Here is a 17,115-nt window from a genome sequence, read left to right on the forward strand (position 1 = left end):
GGTTCACATGTGTGAACGAACGACCGGTGGCTCGTAGGCGCGGATCGGCGGGACGTCACCGACGAAGCGCTCGATCTCCACAAGCACATGCTGCCCCGTGCAACCACGCGCGAGACGTGAGGTGCCGACGTCAGGAGTGAGGACGTTCGGATTGCCGTGCACGCACATCGAATTCGGGTCGGACGGATCGAGCGGGTCGTACCAGGCACCCGTGGACAGCTGCACGACCCCGCGAAGCAGGCCGTCGTCGAGCACCGCCCCGGCCAGGCAGGCCCCGCGGTCGTTGAACACTCGCACGACGTCACCGGCCGTGATCCCCCGCTCCGCGGCGGCGGCCGGATGCAGCCGGATCGGCTCGCGGCCAACGACTTTCGACGACTGGCTGATGGCGCCGTGGTCGAGCTGACCGTGCAGCCGGGTCTTCGGCTGATTCGCGATCAGGTGCAGCGGGAAACGCTCGGCCCGCGCACCGCCGAGCCATTCCTCCGGTTCGTACCAGGTCGGGTGGCCTGCACAGTCGTCGTAGCCGAATCCGTCGATGTCGCTGGAGAAGATCTCGATCTTCCCACTCGGAGTACGCAGCGCGTTGCGCTCGGGATCGGCGCGAAAATCCTCGAGCAGCGTCAGGTCGTCCTCGGTGCGCATCCGGACGTGTCCCCGCGCCCAGAACTCGTCGAACGGCGGGGCGTCGCCGCCGTCGGCCGCGACGAAGCCGCGCCACTGCTCGTAGAGGTGCTCGATCCACTCCCCGGAGGTTCGCCCCTCGGTGAACTGCGCCCCGAAACCGAGTCGGCGCGCGAGCGCCGCGAAGGTGTCGTAGTCGTCGCGCGCGTCGGCGTAGGGCTCGACCGCAGCCTGCATCGCCACCATCAGCGGGTCGTTCCTGGTGCAGGTCAGGTCGTTTCGTTCGAGCGAGGTCGTCGACGGCACCACGATGTCCGCATGCTTGGCCATCGGCGTCCAGTACGGGTCGTGCACGACGATCGTGTCCGGCCGGGCCAGGGCCCGGCGCAGACGCCCGAGATCCTGATGGTGATGGAAGGGGTTGCCGCCCGCCCAGTACACGAGCCGGATGTCGGGGAAGGTGCGGGACTCGCCGTTGTAGTCGTACCGCTCCCCCGGATGCAGCAGCAGATCCGAGATCGCCGCCACCGGGATCGAGTCCGACACCGGGTTCTGTCCCTGGAACAGCGTCGGCAGCGGGTACGGCACCGGCGCGAGACCCGGCTCGTTCATGGACCCGTAGCCGTGCCCGAATCCGCCTCCGGGAAGCCCGATCTGGCCGAGCATCGCGGCCAGGGTGATGCCCGCCCAGGGCGCCTGCTCGCCATGCCGCACCCGCTGCAGCGACCAGGTGACCGTGACGAGCGTGCGGCCGGACGCCATCCGGCGAGCCAACGCGGCGATGTCGGCGGCGGGGATGCCGGAGATGCCCTCGGCCCAGACGGGATCCTTCGCCACCCCGTCCGCACGACCGAGCAGATAGTCCTCGAACTTGCCGTAGCCGACGGTGTACCGGTCGAGGAAGGCCCGGTCCAGCAGGTTCTCCGTCGCGAGAACGTGGCCGAGGGCGAGCATGACCGCGACGTCGCTGCCTGGCCGCGGCGCCAGCCACTCGGCATCTCCGTGTACGTCGTCGCGCAGCGGACTGATCGTGACGATGCGTCCGCCGCGGGCCCGCAGCGCGTCGAGTGCACCCCGGGTCGGGTGATCGCTGGTGCCGCCGTCGTTGACCGCGGTGTTCTTCAGCGGCACCCCACCGAAACACACCATCAGATCGGTCTCGCGCGCGATGACGTCCCAGTTCGTGGACCGGGCGAACAGTTTCCAATGGGTGCCGATGACCCGCGGCATGATGACGGCGGTCGCGCCCAGCGAGTAGGTGTTCTCGGAGCGGGTGTAACCGCCGAGCATCTTCAGGAACCGGTGCACCTGACTCTGCGCATGGTGGAAGCGGCCCGGCGCCGACCAGCCGTAGGACCCGCCGAAGATCGCGCGGTTACCGTGGGTGTCCACGACCCGCCGCAACTCCCGGGCCAGCAGTTCGGTCAGTTCGTCCCAGGACACCGCCACGAACTCGTCGGAGCCCCGGCGGTCCGACGGCACCGGCCCGTCCTCGAGCCAGCCGCGCCGGACGACCGGACCGGTGATCCGGGACCGGTGCCGCACGGAGCCGACGGCGTTCTCGAGGATCGGCGACGGGTCGGCGTCACCGGCGAAGGGGTGGACAGCAGTGATCTCGCCGTCCTGCGCTTCCGCCTCGAACATCCCCCAGTGCGCCATCTGCTGACGCCGTGTACTCGCCGAACCCATGTCGCCAGTTTGCCACCACGCGCCGGGTGGCCGGGAATCCCGACCACCCGGCGCAGCCGGTGGAATCAGGGCAGCGCGGACACCAGCTGCTCGACCGTCACGCGCGGGCCGGTGAAGAACGGCGTCTCCTCGCGCACGTGCATGCGGGCCTCCGTGGCGCGCAGGTCACGCATCAGGTCGACGATCCGGTCCAACTCCGGCGCCTCGAAGGCGAGGATCCACTCGTAGTCGCCGAGCGCGAACGCGGGAACGGTGTTGGCGCGGACATCCGGGTAGCCACGGCCGGCCTTGCCGTGATCGGCGAGCATCGTGCGACGCTCGGCGTCCGGGAGCAGGTACCACTCGTAGGAACGCACGAACGGGTAGACGCAGATGTAGTTGCCGGGCGCCTCGCCCGCGACGAACGCCGGCACATGGCTCTTGTTGAACTCCGCAGGACGGTGCAGCGCGACGTTCGACCAGACCGGCGCGCTGGCCCGGCCGAGGATGGTGGTCCGACGGAAGTCGGCGTACAGCTTCTGCAGGTCCTCGAGCTTCTCCGCGTGCGACCAGATCATGAAGTCGGCGTCGGCGCGTACGCCCGCGACGTCGTAGATCCCGCGGACGACGGTGTCGGTGGTGTCCTGCCGCTCGACGGGGTTCTCCGAGGTCTCCCAGAAGGGGCCGAAGAAGGCCGTCGCGTCGTCGATCGCCTTGGTGCGGTCCTCGTCCAGCACTCCCGGCTGGACCTGGAACACCGAGAACATCGCGTACCGCAGGGTCGAGTTGAGCTTGTCGTAGTCGAGGCGTGCCATGACCCTATCCTGCCACCCGCTCCGCGAGCCGCGTCGCGGCACCGGTCGCCGACGCGACGCAGGCAGGGACGCCGACCCCGTGCAGCATGGCACCGGCGATCTCGATGCCGTCGACGGCCGCGATCGCACTCTCGAGCGCGGCCACCACGCCCAGGTGCCCGGCCCGATACTGCGGGAGTCCGCCGTGCCAGCGTTGTACGAACGCTGCGACGGGCCGGTCACGGACCCCGCACACCGTCGCGAGGTCCGCACGTGCCAGCGTGACGAGCTGTTCGTCGTCGGCGTCGACGATCGCGGCATCACCGAACCGGCCGAACGACGCCCGCGCAAGGGCAACCTCCCGCGCACCGAGATGTGGCCACTTTCGAAAGGACAACGTGAACGCCTTCGCGGCGAGATCCTCGCCGGTCGCCACCAGGATTCCCGAGTTGTCCGGCAGCGCAGCCTCTTTCGGAAGTGCGAGTGCGACGACGACCGACGAGGCCAACGGGATGTCCGCCGCGTGCACCGCAGCGGTGGGCACCGCGTCGGCGAGCAGCGCCGCGGCACGATCGGCCGGGACCGCGAGGATCACCCCGTCGACCTCCCCGACCGGGTCGACCGACCAGCGGTCGGCCGCACGCCGGAGCCCTCCCGCGGTCGCGCCGGAGTGGAACTCGGCCGCCGCAGCGTGACGCAGCGCGTCGAGCAGGATGCCGTAGCCGCCGCGGAGGGTGCCGAACACGGGTGCGTCCGACGGCGGCGGCAACGCCCGGCGCACCGCCTCGGTGAGGCTGTCGGCGCCGGCGTCCAGCGCCGCCGCCAGGGCGGGGACCGTCGCCCGCACGCCCGCGGTGTCGGAGAGCCCCGAGTAGACGCCGCCGAGCAGAGGATCGACGGACCGGCGGACCACCTGGTCACCGAACCGGTCGCCGACCAGTGCCGCGACCGAGACGTCGGCGGAGCGATCCCAGCTCAGCGGCCGGCTCGGCTCCGCGTCGATCTGCGCCAGGGTCGGTGCGTCGACGAGTCCGGCGAGGGACGCCGACCCCGCAGGAATCCCCATGAGGGTGCCGGTGGGCAGCGGGTGCAGCCGCCCCCCGGCCCAGATCAGCGGGCGCGCAGCCGACGGGTGCTCGACCTGATCCGACAGCCCCAGCTCTGCGAGCAGCTCCGGCACCTCGGGGCGCCGCTCGATGAATGCCTCGGCGCCGACGTCGACAGGCCCACCGGCGAGAGGGACGGTGCGGAGCTTGCCCCCGCACCGCTCCGACTCCTCGATGACGACGATCCGGGCGTCGGGACCCAACCGCTGCCGCAATCGGTAGGCGGCAACGAGCCCGGAGATGCCGCCGCCCACCACCGCAACCGTGGTCACAGCGAATGCACCAGCTCCACGACGTCGGTCAGCACGGCGGGGTCGGTGTCCGGCAGGACACCGTGCCCGAGGTTGAAAATGTGGCCCGTGGCTCCGGCGGCGATCGCCCGATCCGCCTCGGAAGCGATGCGGCGTACTTCCTTCTCGACGGCGTCCCAGCCGGCGAAGAGGACCGCGGGGTCGAGGTTGCCCTGCAGCGCCTTGCCCGGTCCGACCCGCCTGCCCGCCTCGTCGAGCGGGATCCTCCAGTCCACACCGACGACGTCGGCTCCGACCTCGCCCATCACACCGAGCAGCTCCCCGGTGCCCACCCCGAAGTGGATGCGCGGCACGCCCGCCTCGGCGACCTCGGCGAACACCCGCTCCGAATGCGGCAGGACGTAGGTCCGGTAGTCCGCCTCCGACAGCGCACCCGTCCAGGAGTCGAACAGCTGGATGGCGTCGACGCCTGCGTGCAACTGCGCCTGCAGGAAGGCGATCGTGGTGTCCGCGAGCGCCCCGAGGAGCGCGTGCCACGTCGTCGGGTCGGAGTGCATCAGGGCCTTGGTGCGCTCGTGGTTGCGGCTCGGTCCGCCCTCGACCAGGTAGGACGCCAGGGTGAACGGCGCGCCCGCGAAGCCGATGAGCGGGGTGTCGCCGAGTTCGGCGGTGAGGAGCGAGATCGCCTCGGTGACGGCGCCGACCTCCTCGGCGCGCAGCCGGGGCAGCGCCGCGACGTCGGCGGCGGTGCGCACCGGGTTCGCGACGACGGGCCCGGTGCCCGCGACGATGTCGAGGTCCACCCCCGCCGCCTTGAGCGGCACCACGATGTCGGAGAACAGGATCGCGGCGTCCACCTTGTGCCTGCGCACGGGCTGCATGGTGATCTCGCAGACCAGTTCCGGGTTGAAGCAGGACTCGAGCATCCCGATGCCCGCCCGGATCTCCCGGTACTCGGGCAGCGAACGCCCGGCCTGCCGCATGAACCACACGGGGCGGTGGCTCGGCCGCCCGCCGGTGGCCGCAGCGAGCAGCGGCGCATCCGTCAGGCGCCTGCGGTACGGGTACCGCGCGCCGGTGGTCATTGCCGAATTCGTGTCTTCCAGATCGCTCATGTGTCCCAACGCTCGTCACCCGGTCCGTGCTACTCGTCAGTCATGCTGCCAGATCGACCGTCTCGGGACGTCCGGCGCGCCTCCACCGCGGATCAACGGGGTCGGTCTACCGTCCGCTCTGTGACCATGTCCGGACCCAACGCCGAGCCAGCGCCGTTCCGTAGCGCGGTGGACTCCATGCATGCGGCATCGGTCCATCCGCAGATCGAGATCGGCCCCATCCGCCCACCTCAGCGGCTCGCACCGTACAGCTACGCGATCGGCGCCGAGGTCCGGCATCCGCAGTCCGACGTGGTCGCCGAGGACTCCGAGGGTGACGCGTTCGGGCGCCTGATCCTGCTGTACGACCCCGCAGGCGACGAGGCGTGGAACGGGACCATGCGACTCGTCGCGTACATCCAGGCCGACCTGGAAGCCGACCTGGCGGCGGACCCGCTGCTGCCCGAGGTCGCGTGGAGCTGGCTCGTCGACGCGCTGGACGCGCACCACGAGCAGGTCACCGCTCTCGGCGGCACGGTGACCGCGACCAGTTCGGTCCGCTACGGGGACATCGCCGGACCACCGCGCGCACACCAACTCGAGCTGCGGGCGTCGTGGACCGCGGCGAGCACCACACTCGCACCCCACGTCGAAGCGTTCTGCGAGGTCCTCGCGGCGGCCGCGGGACTACCGCCGGCCGGCGTGACCTCGCTCGGTCGCTGACGTCCCGAGCTACGTGCTCGCCGACGCCGCCTCCGGCGTCGTCCCCGATCCGGCACGCGCTCGCGTCCAGTCCAGGAACGCCGCGGCGCGTGTCGTGACCTGGTCACTGCGCACCGAGTGGAAGATGTCGAACGCGTGCTGCGCGCCCCTCAGCTCCGCATACGCGACCGGGTTGCTCGACACCGCACGCAGTCGCCCGACGAAGTCGCGGGCCTCGGCGACGGGAATGAGGGAGTCGTTGGTCCCGTGGATGACGAGGAACGGCGGCGCGTCCGCGTGCAGCCTCGCGAGCGGTGACGCCGCGAGGTAGGACTCGGGGAACACCGCGTCCTTGCCGAGCACCATCCGGGTCAGCTTCGACTCGACCCGCATCCGGACCGCCGGGATGCCGGACTCGCCGGTGAAGTCGTAGGCACCGTAGAACGGCACGCACGCCTGCACCGACGTGTCCACGTCCTCGAATCCGGGCTGCAGGGCGGGGTCGTTGCCGGTCAGCGCGAGCATGGTGGACAGGTGGCCGCCCGCGGATCCGCCGGTGACGGCGAGGAACCCCGGGTCCCCGCCGTATTTCGGGCCCTCCGCGCGCATCCAGCCGATCGCCCGCTTGAGCGCGACGAGATGGTCGGGCCAGACGGCCCGAGGCGACAGCGGGTAGTTGACCGCCGCACACACCCAGCCGCGCGACGCCATCTCCACCATCAGCGGCAGACCCTGCTGGTCCTTGTTTCCGAGGACCCACGCACCGCCGTGAACCTGGAGCAGCATCGGCGCTCCCGCGGGGGTGTCCCGGCGGTGGTAGACGTCGACGTGGAAGCGCTTGCCACCGGGCGCGTACGCGAGATTCCGGATGCGGCGCACACCGTCGCGGCGGTACGCGAACGGCCGCGACGACGAGCGCCAGTCGACGGGGCCGCGGCCGGGAGCGTCCACCCCGGCCGCGGCGAGCGCGGCGTCCATCTCCGCGCCCGCACGACTGCCGGTGGCGATCGTCGCGGCCAGACCGGCGACCGACGCGGCCGCGAGCGCGAGCCCGATCCGATCGGTCGGGGTGCGTACGCCGCGCCGCGCCGCGTGGGCGCCGGCATCGACGACGGTCGCCGCGAGAAGCTGGGGCGCCAGCTCCGAGGTCAACCACCCTGCGAGGAACGCGGGTACCGCGCTGCGGGGACCGTCCATCGGACGCAGCGCGTTGATGCTCGCGGCCGCGTTCACCGCGTGCCGAAGTGCGAAAGTGACGCTCATCCGCTGCCTCCCACCGTCTCGGGCGCCGGGCGACGACGCCGCGCGTGTTCCCGAATGCACCTCGCTCGGCCGGGCCGATCGGATGGTCCGTCCGGGAGTGTCCCCAGGATCGAATGTAGAGCACGGCACGCTCTCCCCCGGGTCGTTCCGGAACGACGGCGGACTCCGTCGTAAAGTCACTGACCATGTCGGAGCCGAGTGTCCCGTCGCCTGAATCCGCGGCGCCTGAATCCACCTCGCCTGAGTCCACGGCGGTCCCGCTCCTCGTCCCTTCCGGCGGAGTGCCCGAGGTGGTCGACACTCCCCGCGCGGTCGCGGAGGCGGCCGCCCGGCTCGCGGGCGGCACCGGCCCCCTCGCGGTCGACGCGGAGCGGGCGTCCGGCTTCCGGTATTCGAATCGCGCCTACCTGTTGCAGTTCCGTCGCGCCGGAGCAGGCACGGTCCTCGTCGATCCGATCCCCGTCACCGACGATCTCGGCCCGCTGGCGGACGCGATCAATCCCCTCGAATGGGTACTGCACTCGGCGGACCAGGATCTGCCCGGGTTGGCCGACCTCGGCCTCCGCCCGTCGACCCTCTACGACACCGAACTCGCGGGCAGGCTCGCCGGATTCGACCGGGTCGGCCTCGCCGCGGTCGTCGAGCGACTGCTCGGCCTGGAGCTGACGAAGGGCCACGGAGCCGACGACTGGTCCCGCCGCCCCCTGCCCGAATCGTGGCTGAACTATGCAGCCCTCGACGTCGAGGTACTCGTCGAATTGCGAGAGGCGATGGCGGCCGAACTCGAATCCCAGGGCAAGACCGACTGGGCTGCACAGGAATTCGAGCACGTCCGACTCGCGGGTCCGCCGAAGCCGAAGCCGGACCGCTGGCGCCGCACCTCGCAGATCCACTCCCTCAAGTCACCGCGCCAGCTGGCCGCCGTACGCGAGTTGTGGCGGGCGCGCGACGAGATCGCCGCGCGTCGCGACATCGCACCGGGACGCATCCTGCCGGACTCGGCGATCACCGCGGCCGCCGCGGCGAACCCGATGTCCGTGGACGCACTCCGGGCGCTGCCGGTCTTCGGCGGACCCCGTCAGCGCCGCAGTTCGCGGGTGTGGCTCCAGGCGCTCGAGCGTGCCAGGGCCCTGCCCGAGTCCGAGCTGCCACCGGTGACGCAGCCGTTCACCGGCCCTCCCCCCGCCGGGCGGTGGGCGCGCAAGCATCCGGAGGCCGCGGAACGGCTGGCAGCGGCCCGAGCCGGACTGTCCGCGCTCGGCGAGCAGGTACGGGTCCCGGTCGAGAACCTGCTGATGCCGGATCTGGTCCGCCGCCTGTGCTGGGACTTCGTGCCCGCCGACCATGCCGGTGACGACGCCGCCGCCCTGACCGCGTTCGTGGACGCGACCCTGGCCGCCGGGGACGCCAGGCCGTGGCAACGCGAGCTGACCGCCCCGGTCCTCGCCGCCGCGCTCGGCAGGCCTGCCGCTACCTGACGCTCCCCGCAGCGATCATCAGGTCCGTGCAGCGTTCGACGAGGACCTCCGTCTCCACCTCGACGGCGCCGTCGAGCCATGCGGTGAGGATCTGTGCCAGGCCACCGACGACGAAGTGGCCGACGAGGTCGAGTTCGGGTCCGGACGGCATGTCGTAGAAGTCGACCGCCTGCGCGATCGTCAGCCCGACGAACATCCGCACCGATTCGAGTCGTTGCTCCGCCAGGACGGTGTTCAGCGATGCCGAGAACACGAGGCGACCGAGCCGGGGGTCGTCCGAGATCTCGCGAACGAGGGTCGCGACCACGGCCCGGACGAGTGCCCGCTCCTCCTGCGGAGCCTCGGCGACCGCCCGCAACGCCGATTCGGCGATCCTCCCGACCGCGTGCTCGTACACCGCGACGGCGAGGGCCTCGCGGTCGGTGAAGGACTCGTAGAAGTATCGGCTGGCCAGTCCCGCGCGCTTGCAGACGCCGCGCACCGACAGCGCCTTCTCACCGTCGGGGCCGCCGAGAAGGTCGAGCCCGGCCTCGATCAGCTGGGCGCGTCGTTCCGCCCGCCGCTGGTCGCCCTCGACTCCCGCATAGACCCGCGCCGATGTCGTCATGCCGTCCATCCTCCCATCGACCGTCCATTTCCACGGACCCCTTGTACGCGGTACATATATCTGAGTACAGTCGTGTTCAGATACGGTCGAGAGGACCGAACGAGATACCTGGAGGGGCAGATGTCGGTGGCACCGGAAGCGGACGGAACGAGCACGAGCAGTGCTCGCGAGGAAGCGACGGACGCGGAGCCCGCGACTGCCGCGGCATCCACGCCCAAGCCCACGGCACCCAAGCCCGCACCGCGTAGGTCCGCGGCGCGCAAGCCCGCCCCGAAGACCGCCGAGCCCGCGGCCGCGGCAGCGGAGCGCCCCCTGACCGCGGTGGCCGACACCCCCGCCACGCCTGCGCAGAAGCCGATCCGCGCGATCGACGGTGGGCCGGTCCTGCAGTACGTCGACGGGGTGTCCCTGATGGCGGGCGCAGCCAACGTCATCATGCAGCTCTCGTGGCCCGCGGTCGGCTACGGCGTCATGGAGAGCAAGGTCGAATCGGGACGCCTCCTCGATCACCCGATCAAGCGGAGCCGCACGACCCTGCAGTTCCTGGCCGTCGCGTCGCTCGGCACCGAGGACGAGAAGCGGCTCTTCCGCCGGGGCGTCAACCGGGCACATGCCCAGGTCCGGTCCACCGACGAGAGCCCGGTCGAGTACAACGCGCTCGACCCGGAGTTGCAGCTGTGGGTCGCAGCCTGCATCTACCGCGGATTCGAGGACACCCACCGCGTTCTGCGCGGCGAGTACACACCCGCCCAGCGCGAGTACTACTACCAGAAGGGTGCCGTCTTCGGCACCACCCTCCAGGTCAAGGACGAAATGTGGCCCGAGACCCGGGACGCCTTCGAGGAGTACTGGCAGGAGTCACTGAAGAAGGTGCACATCGACGACCGCACCCGTGAGCACCTGGACTTCATCGCGCGTGCCAGGTTCGCGCATCCCCTCACCGCGAAGCTGATCGGCAAGACCAACCTCTTCATCACCAAAGGATTCCTGCCGCAGGAGTTCCGCGATCAGATGCAGTACACGTGGACGGCCAAGGACCAGAAGCGTTTCGACCGCCTCATGAAGGTGATCGCCACCGTGAACCGGCGGATGCCCACCGTCCTCCGCGAGTTCCCGTACAACTACCTGATGACCGACCTGCGGTGGCGCCTCCGGACGGGCCGCTCGCCGATCTGATCCGGACCCGTCCGACCGGACACTGCGCGACGACGACGATGGCGGGCCGAGGTGAATCCTCGGCCCGCCACCGTCTTTCGTGTTGTGACCTACCCGTGCGACTACTGAACCGACAGAGTCGCGGTGGGCGCGGTCTCCTCCCCTGCGCTGCTCGCGGTGCTGAGCTTCTCGACGACCGTCAGGATGGTCGCGACAGCGGTGACGATGGTTGCGATCTCAGAAGATCCCACGATTGTCCTCCCTCAATGTGTGATTCGCGTCCGGAATGTGGACACACGACGACCGTACTGTCCAGATTGCGCGGGGTCACGGCCTTGACAGGGACGCCCGACCACCTGTAGCGGCAGCGCCGAACCGAACGCTCGCGCCGCCGCAACCGACCGGAGTAGCCGGCGAATCACATTGTCCGACAGTCGAACACCGAGGGCGATCCGGGCCAGATCAGGCCGTAGGCGCCACGCCCCAGCCGCGCCACACACCGTGAGGCGGATCACTCCGTCGTACGCCGTACATGGGATCTCGGTCACCGCGCACGATGCGGCATGTCGGGTGCGATTCGCCTCCCGTTCACCGGAAGGCAGCTGCGACGTCGAAGTCAGATCCGAATTCCCGTGTGATCGGCCACATCCCACCGACCCGGCAGGTGTGACCCTCGACACGATCAGCGCACCGGAGTTAACTGCGGGCGTTTCGCAACGCGCCCCGCGCCGGAGGAGGTGCCACGCACCCGTCGGCCCAGCCACGGTCCGAGGAAGCGGACCGCCCAGTCCACGTCACCGCGGACACGGTCCCACGGGCGCACATCGGGGACGGGACCCAGCCCCTCCTGCCAGGACAGGTCCGATCCCGGCAGTCCGAGCGTGCTGGCGGCCGCGGCAGCGAGTCGCTCGTGACCATCGGCGTTGAGGTGCAACCGATCCCAGCTCCACAGTCGCGGATCGGTCGACACGGGATACGCCTCGAGATCGACGAGCGCCACACCGGTGCGGTCCGCTGCAGCTCGAATCTCCGCGTTGAGCGCCACGATCCGAGCCCGAATCGCGGAGCCGCCCGGCATCCCGGCACCGAGCACGGGAAATGCCATCGTGAGCACGTGGGCGCCGGACGAGGTCAGCGCCTCGAACGCGATCTCCAACTCCCCCGCGACAGCGCCCGGATCGAACTTCGGACGCAGGAGATCGTTGACCCCCGCCACCACTGAGGCGAGGTCGGGCTCGAGGGCGAGCGCGGGCCCGAGCTGCTCCATCCGGACCTGCGCGGCGAGACGCCCGCGGATCGCCAGGTTCGCGTATCGCACCTGCGGATCCACTGCGGCAAGGCGACCGGCGAGACGATCGGCCCAACCCCGGTAGCCGGCGTCGTCGTCACCGTCATTGAGGCCCTCGCTCTGACTGTCGCCGATTGCGACGTACCTGGTGAACACCCTGACACCCTCCGTGAACCCTCGCTGCTATTCAACAAATTGACTATATGCCCGGGACTCGCGCGGCTCGCCGACAGGCTCGTGCCGACACCCTCGATGGTGACGTAGACTAAGTTACCGACCGGTAGCGAACGCGCACGGCCGCTACCAGGCAATCACAGGCCTCATCGCCCTCGACGGCGGTGACGGTGAGCATCTCCACCAGGAGGAAACAGCGTGTCTCCATCCACTTCACAGGGCCGGGGCGTCGTCTTCGTCGACGGCATCCGAACCCCCTTCGGCAAGGCGGGGGCCAAGGGCATCTACGCCGAGACCCGCGCCGACGACCTGGTCGTCAAGGCGATCCGCGAGCTGCTGCGCCGCAACCCGCAGCTGCCGCCCGAGCGCATCGACGAGGTGGCCGTCGCTGCCACCACGCAGACCGGTGACCAGGGCCTGACCATCGGCCGCACCTCCGCCATCCTCGCCGGACTGCCCGAAACCGTGCCCGGATTCGCCATCGACCGCATGTGTGCGGGCGCAATGACCGCCGTCACCACCACCGCCTCCGGCATCGGCTTCGGCCAGTACGACGTCGTCATCGCCGGCGGCGTCGAGCACATGGGCCGCCACCCGATGGGTGAGGGCGCCGACCCGAACCCGCGTTTCCTCGCCGACAAGCTCGTCGACCCGTCCGCCCTGGTCATGGGTAACACCGCCGAGAACCTGCACGACCGGTTCCCGTCGATCACCAAGGACCGCACCGACGCGTACGCGGTCGCCTCGCAGGACAAGTACGACGCCGCCCGCAAGGCCGGCCACATCGGCGAGATGCTCGCCCCCGTCGCCACCCGCTCCGCCGCAGGCTGGGGCCTGGCGACCGAGGACGAACCGCCCCGCCCCGGCACCACCGTCGAGGATCTCGCCCAGCTCAAGACCCCGTTCCGCCCCGCCGGGCGGATCACCGCGGGCAACGCCGCCGGCCTCAACGACGGCGCGACCGCTGCGATCCTCGCCGGCGAGGACACCGCCGCCGAACTCGGCCTGCAGGTCGGGATGCGGATGGTCGGGTTCGCCTACCAGGGCGTCGATCCCGCCGTGATGGGCATCGGCCCGGTTCCCGCGACCGAGAAGCTTCTCGCCCGCACCGGCCTGAAGATCGAGGACATCGGCCTGTTCGAGATCAACGAGGCGTTCGCCGTGCAGGTTCTCGCGTTCCTCGAGCACTTCGGCATCGCCGACGACGACCCGCGCGTCAACCAGTGGGGCGGCGCGATCGCGTGCGGCCATCCCCTCGCCTCCTCGGGTGTGCGACTGATGACGCAGCTCTCGCGCCAATTCGCTCTGAACCCCGACGTCCGGTACGGCCTGACCACCATGTGCATCGGTCTCGGCATGGGCGGCACCGTCATCTGGGAGAACCCCCACCACGCCGACTACACACCGTCGAGCCACCAGGCTGGAGTCAAGTAAATGTCTGATATTGCAACAGCTTTCGCCGACGAGGTCGTGACGAACGCGTACACGAAGCTCGTCTCGGTGCCCGGCATCGAGGGTCCGGTCGCACTCGTCACCCTCGACAACGGTCTCGACCACACCAAGCCGAACTCCTTCGGCCCGAAGGGCCTGCTGGCGTTCGACGCTGCACTTGATGCCGCGTTCGCCGCCAACCCGGCCGCGATCGCCGTCACCGGCAAGCCGTTCATCTTCGCGGCGGGCGCCGACCTCAAGGGTGTCCCCGCGATCACCAGCCGCGAGCAGGGCCTCGAGCTCGGCCGCCTCGGACACAAGGTGTTCCGGCGCCTGCGTGACTCGTCCGTCCCCACGTTCGCGTTCGTGAACGGACTCGCGCTCGGCGGCGGCCTCGAGGTCGGACTGCACTGCCACTACCGCACGTACGCCGACAACGTGCCCGCCCTCGGCCTGCCCGAGGCGATGCTCGGACTCGTCCCCGGTTGGGGTGGCACGCAGTTGCTGCCGAACGTCGTCGGTCCGTCGAACGCCGTGACCATCGCGGTGGAGAACCCGCTCAACAACGGCAAGGTGATCGGCGCCGCGCAGGCCGCGAAGCTGGGCCTCGCCGACGCCGTCCTCGGCTCCGCCGACTTCCTCGAGCAGTCCCTCGCGTGGGCCGCGAAGGTCCTCGCCGGCGACATCGTCCCGGCCCGCCCCGAGATCGACCGCGGCGCGGGCTGGGACGAGGCCATCGCCCGCGCCAAGGCGATCGTCGCAGGCAAGACCAAGAACAACGCGCCCGGCGCGGTGCGCACGGTCGCGCTGCTCGACGCCGCCCGCACCGTCGACCTCTCCGATCCGGCGACCCTCGACGCCGGCTTCGCGGCCGAGGACGAGGCGCTCGCCGACCTGCTGATGTCCGACGAGCTGCGCGCCGGCCTGTACGCGTTCGACCTGGTGAACAAGCGCGCCAAGCGGCCCGCGGGCGCCCCCGACAAGGCGCTCGCCCGCAAGGTGACCGGTGTCGGCATCGTCGGTGCCGGCCTGATGGCGAGCCAGCTCGCGATGCTGTTCGTCAAGCAGCTCAAGGTGCCGGTGATCCTCACCGACATCGACCAGGACCGCATCGACAAGGGCGTCGGCTACGTGCACGCCGAGATCGACAAGCTCCAGGGCAAGGGACGCCTGTCCCCCGACGCCGCGAACCGGCTCAAGGCGCTGGTCACCGGCTCGCTCGACAAGGCCGCGTTCGCGAAGACCGACTTCGTCATCGAGGCCGTCTTCGAGAACATGGACGTCAAGAAGAAGGTGTTCGCCGAACTCGAGGAGCACATCGCCCCCGAGACGGTCCTCGCCACGAACACCTCGTCGCTGTCGATCACCGAGATGGCCGCCGACCTGAAGCACCCCGAGCGGGTCGTCGGGTTCCACTTCTTCAACCCGGTCGCCGTGCTCCCACTGCTCGAGATCATCAAGGGCGAGAAGACCGACGACGCCACCCTCGCCACCGCGTTCGCGACCGCGAAGTCCCTGCGTAAGTCCGCCGTCCTGTGCGGTGACAAGGCCGGGTTCGTATTCAACCGACTCGTCACCCGCACCCTCGGCGAGGTCATGGCCGCCGTCGACGAGGGCACCCCGTTCGACGTCGCCGACAATGCGATCGCCGAACTCGGCATGCCGATGAGCCCGTTCACGCTGCTCGCGCTCGTCGGTCCGGCCGTCGCGCTGCACACCGGCGAAACCCTGCAGGCGTCCTACCCCGACCGCTTCGCGTCCTCCCCCGGGCTCGAGGCGCTCGTCGAGGCCCGCAAGCCCGGCGTGTGGACCTACGGACCCGAGGGCCAGGTCGTCGACCCGGAGGTCGCCGCGCTGTGGCCGCAGGGTGACAAGCCGTCCACCGCCGACGAGGTCCTCGAGCGCACCCGGCGGGCGTTCGCCGAGGAGATCCGCATCATGCTCGACGAGGGCGTCGTCGCCGCGGCCGAGGACATCGACCTCTGCCTCATCCTCGGCGGCGGGTTCGGGTTCTGGAACGGCGGCATCACCCCGTACCTCGATCGCACCGGCACCTCCGAGGCCGTCAACGGCACGCGGTTCCTCGCACCGGGCGTTGCCAGCGTGTAACCGAGGCTCACGACGAACGGGCGCGGCACGGGATCTCCCGTGTCGCGCCCGTTTCGCTTCTCCCGTCCACGTCCGAATTCCTGCGCCTGAGCAGGCACGATGTACGCGACACGCACGGTACCCGGGTGCCATCGGTGACGTGGGACACGGTTTGCGCGATAGAGTGCACGAGCCCGTGACCCGCGGCTGTGCATGGCCGCACCGACGAAAGGCCGGAGCACGATGCGACTACGTCGATGGAGGACCGGGAGAGCCACCGGCTCCCCCACACGCACCGGAATGCTCAAGCGCGCAGTTCTGGTGTCGATGGCGATCGTGCTACCGCTCGGGGCGTCGGTAGCAGGTCCGGTCGGCACCGCGAACGCGGCTTTCGACCCGAATTTCGGGTTCGACTTCTGGGTCGACTCCGAGATGGGTCCGATCAAGTCACGCGTCTTCCGCGCGGCGGACGGCAACACGAACCGCGTCGTGTACGCACTCGACGGCATGCGGGCGCGAGACGATCTCAACGGCTGGGAGATCGAGACCAACGTCGCGCGGGCGCTGACCGCATGGAACATCAACGTCGTGATGCCGGTCGGTGGCCAGTCCAGCTTCTACCTGGACTGGAACGCGCCGAGCAACTTCTTCGGCATCGACGGCGCGTCGAGCACCGGGTCCGCCGGCTCGTCGGCGGTCGGTTCGTCAGCCGCGGGCGACAATGTCGCGGGGAAGCGCAACACGTACAAGTGGGAGACGTTCCTGACGCAGCACCTCCCCCGTGAGCTGAACAACCGGCTCGGATTCCGGTCCACACGCAACGGCGTCTTCGGCCTGTCCATGGGTGGCAGCGCCGCGCTCGCCCTGGCCGGGTACTACCCGCAGCAGTTCAGCTTCGCGGGCTCCTACTCCGGTTTCCTCAACACGTCCGCGCCCGGTATGCGTGAAGCGCTCCGGGTCGCGATGATCTCCGCGGGCGGCTTCAACATCGACTCGATGGCGCCGCCGTGGGGCCCGCAGTGGCTGCGGATGGACCCGTTCGTGTTCGCACCCCAGCTCCGGGACAACAACACCCGACTGTGGATCGCATCGGGCAGCGCGGTACCCGGAGGTGGCGACGTGAACAGTGCGCTCGGCATCGTCCAGGCCGTTCCGCTCGAGGCACTCGCCCTGGCGAACACTCGTGCGTTCCAGGTCCGGATGGACAGCATCGGCGCACGGAACGTCCACTACGACTACCCGCCGACCGGTGTCCACAACTGGAGGAACTGGGAGGACCAGGTCAACCGGATGCTGCCCGACCTGTCGGCCAACATCGGCTGAGCTCCGACACCACGACACGAGGGATCCGGCGCCGCACGCGAGTGCGGCGCCGGATCCCGTTCGTGTCGA

General features: G+C 70.1%; 14 protein-coding genes. 6 read left to right on the forward strand and 8 right to left on the reverse strand.

The genetic code is table 11. The annotated features are described in order from the left end of the window. Positions 1-3: 3 nt before the first annotated feature. From ACFSJG_RS17475 to hemE, 4 genes are all read right to left on the reverse strand, one after another. Complete coding sequence (locus ACFSJG_RS17475) at positions 4-2,313, reverse strand: molybdopterin-dependent oxidoreductase (protein ID WP_378486513.1); 2,310 nt, start codon at positions 2,311-2,313, stop codon at positions 4-6. A 65-nt stretch (positions 2,314-2,378) separates the two neighbouring features. Beyond that, the gene (gene hemQ / locus ACFSJG_RS17480) at positions 2,379-3,107 is read right to left on the reverse strand and encodes a hydrogen peroxide-dependent heme synthase (RefSeq protein ID WP_378486514.1); all 729 of its coding nucleotides are present in this window, start codon (positions 3,105-3,107) and stop codon (positions 2,379-2,381) included. A gap of 4 nt (positions 3,108-3,111) precedes the next feature. Beyond that, positions 3,112-4,464, reverse strand: a complete 1,353-nt coding sequence (locus ACFSJG_RS17485; protein WP_378486515.1) for a protoporphyrinogen oxidase — start codon at positions 4,462-4,464, stop codon at positions 3,112-3,114. Continuing rightward, entirely contained in the window at positions 4,461-5,558 is a 1,098-nt protein-coding gene (hemE, locus tag ACFSJG_RS17490; protein ID WP_378486516.1) for a uroporphyrinogen decarboxylase, read from the reverse strand. Before hemE ends, ACFSJG_RS17485 begins: the two co-directional genes overlap by 4 nt. A 126-nt stretch (positions 5,559-5,684) precedes the next feature. On the opposite strand from hemE, the gene ACFSJG_RS17495 reads away from it, so the two are divergent. Further along, complete coding sequence (locus tag ACFSJG_RS17495; RefSeq protein ID WP_378486849.1) at positions 5,685-6,260, forward strand: DUF3000 domain-containing protein; 576 nt, start codon at positions 5,685-5,687, stop codon at positions 6,258-6,260. 9 nt (positions 6,261-6,269) lie between these two features. Here the strand turns inward: ACFSJG_RS17495 and ACFSJG_RS17500 are convergent, their stop codons facing one another. Next, complete coding sequence (locus ACFSJG_RS17500; protein ID WP_378486517.1) at positions 6,270-7,502, reverse strand: alpha/beta hydrolase fold domain-containing protein; 1,233 nt, start codon at positions 7,500-7,502, stop codon at positions 6,270-6,272. A gap of 185 nt (positions 7,503-7,687) precedes the next feature. Here ACFSJG_RS17500 and ACFSJG_RS17505 point away from each other — a divergent pair, with 185 nt between their 5' ends. Continuing rightward, the gene (locus ACFSJG_RS17505) at positions 7,688-8,980 is read left to right on the forward strand and encodes an HRDC domain-containing protein (protein ID WP_378486518.1); all 1,293 of its coding nucleotides are present in this window, start codon (positions 7,688-7,690) and stop codon (positions 8,978-8,980) included. On the opposite strand, the gene ACFSJG_RS17510 is transcribed toward ACFSJG_RS17505, so the two are convergent. Next, complete coding sequence (locus ACFSJG_RS17510; protein WP_378486519.1) at positions 8,973-9,596, reverse strand: TetR/AcrR family transcriptional regulator; 624 nt, start codon at positions 9,594-9,596, stop codon at positions 8,973-8,975. The genes ACFSJG_RS17505 and ACFSJG_RS17510 overlap by 8 nt on opposite strands. A 348-nt stretch (positions 9,597-9,944) precedes the next feature. Between ACFSJG_RS17510 and ACFSJG_RS17515 the strand changes: the two genes are divergently transcribed. After that, entirely contained in the window at positions 9,945-10,763 is an 819-nt protein-coding gene (locus ACFSJG_RS17515; protein WP_378486850.1) for an oxygenase MpaB family protein, read from the forward strand. 101 nt (positions 10,764-10,864) lie between these two features. On the opposite strand, the gene ACFSJG_RS17520 is transcribed toward ACFSJG_RS17515, so the two are convergent. Together ACFSJG_RS17520 and ACFSJG_RS17525 are read right to left on the reverse strand one after the other, a co-directional pair. Next, complete coding sequence (locus tag ACFSJG_RS17520) at positions 10,865-10,993, reverse strand: hypothetical protein (RefSeq protein ID WP_378486520.1); 129 nt, start codon at positions 10,991-10,993, stop codon at positions 10,865-10,867. A 431-nt stretch (positions 10,994-11,424) separates the two neighbouring features. Then, a complete protein-coding gene (locus ACFSJG_RS17525) occupies positions 11,425-12,186 on the reverse strand; it encodes an SGNH/GDSL hydrolase family protein (protein WP_378486521.1) in 762 nt (253 codons plus the stop codon). A gap of 216 nt (positions 12,187-12,402) precedes the next feature. Here ACFSJG_RS17525 and ACFSJG_RS17530 point away from each other — a divergent pair, with 216 nt between their 5' ends. From ACFSJG_RS17530 to ACFSJG_RS17540, 3 genes are all read left to right on the forward strand, one after another. Next, on the forward strand, positions 12,403-13,638 hold the full coding sequence (locus tag ACFSJG_RS17530) for a thiolase family protein (RefSeq protein WP_378486522.1): 1,236 nt from the start codon (positions 12,403-12,405) through the stop codon (positions 13,636-13,638). Next, entirely contained in the window at positions 13,639-15,744 is a 2,106-nt protein-coding gene (locus ACFSJG_RS17535) for a 3-hydroxyacyl-CoA dehydrogenase NAD-binding domain-containing protein (protein ID WP_378486523.1), read from the forward strand. 279 nt (positions 15,745-16,023) lie between these two features. Beyond that, positions 16,024-17,046, forward strand: a complete 1,023-nt coding sequence (locus ACFSJG_RS17540) for an alpha/beta hydrolase (protein ID WP_378486524.1) — start codon at positions 16,024-16,026, stop codon at positions 17,044-17,046. Positions 17,047-17,115: the final 69 nt, after the last annotated feature.

Origin of the sequence: Rhodococcus gannanensis, assembly GCF_042681175.1 — a bacterium.
Classification (GTDB): Bacteria; Actinomycetota; Actinomycetes; order Mycobacteriales; family Mycobacteriaceae; genus Rhodococcus_G; species Rhodococcus_G gannanensis.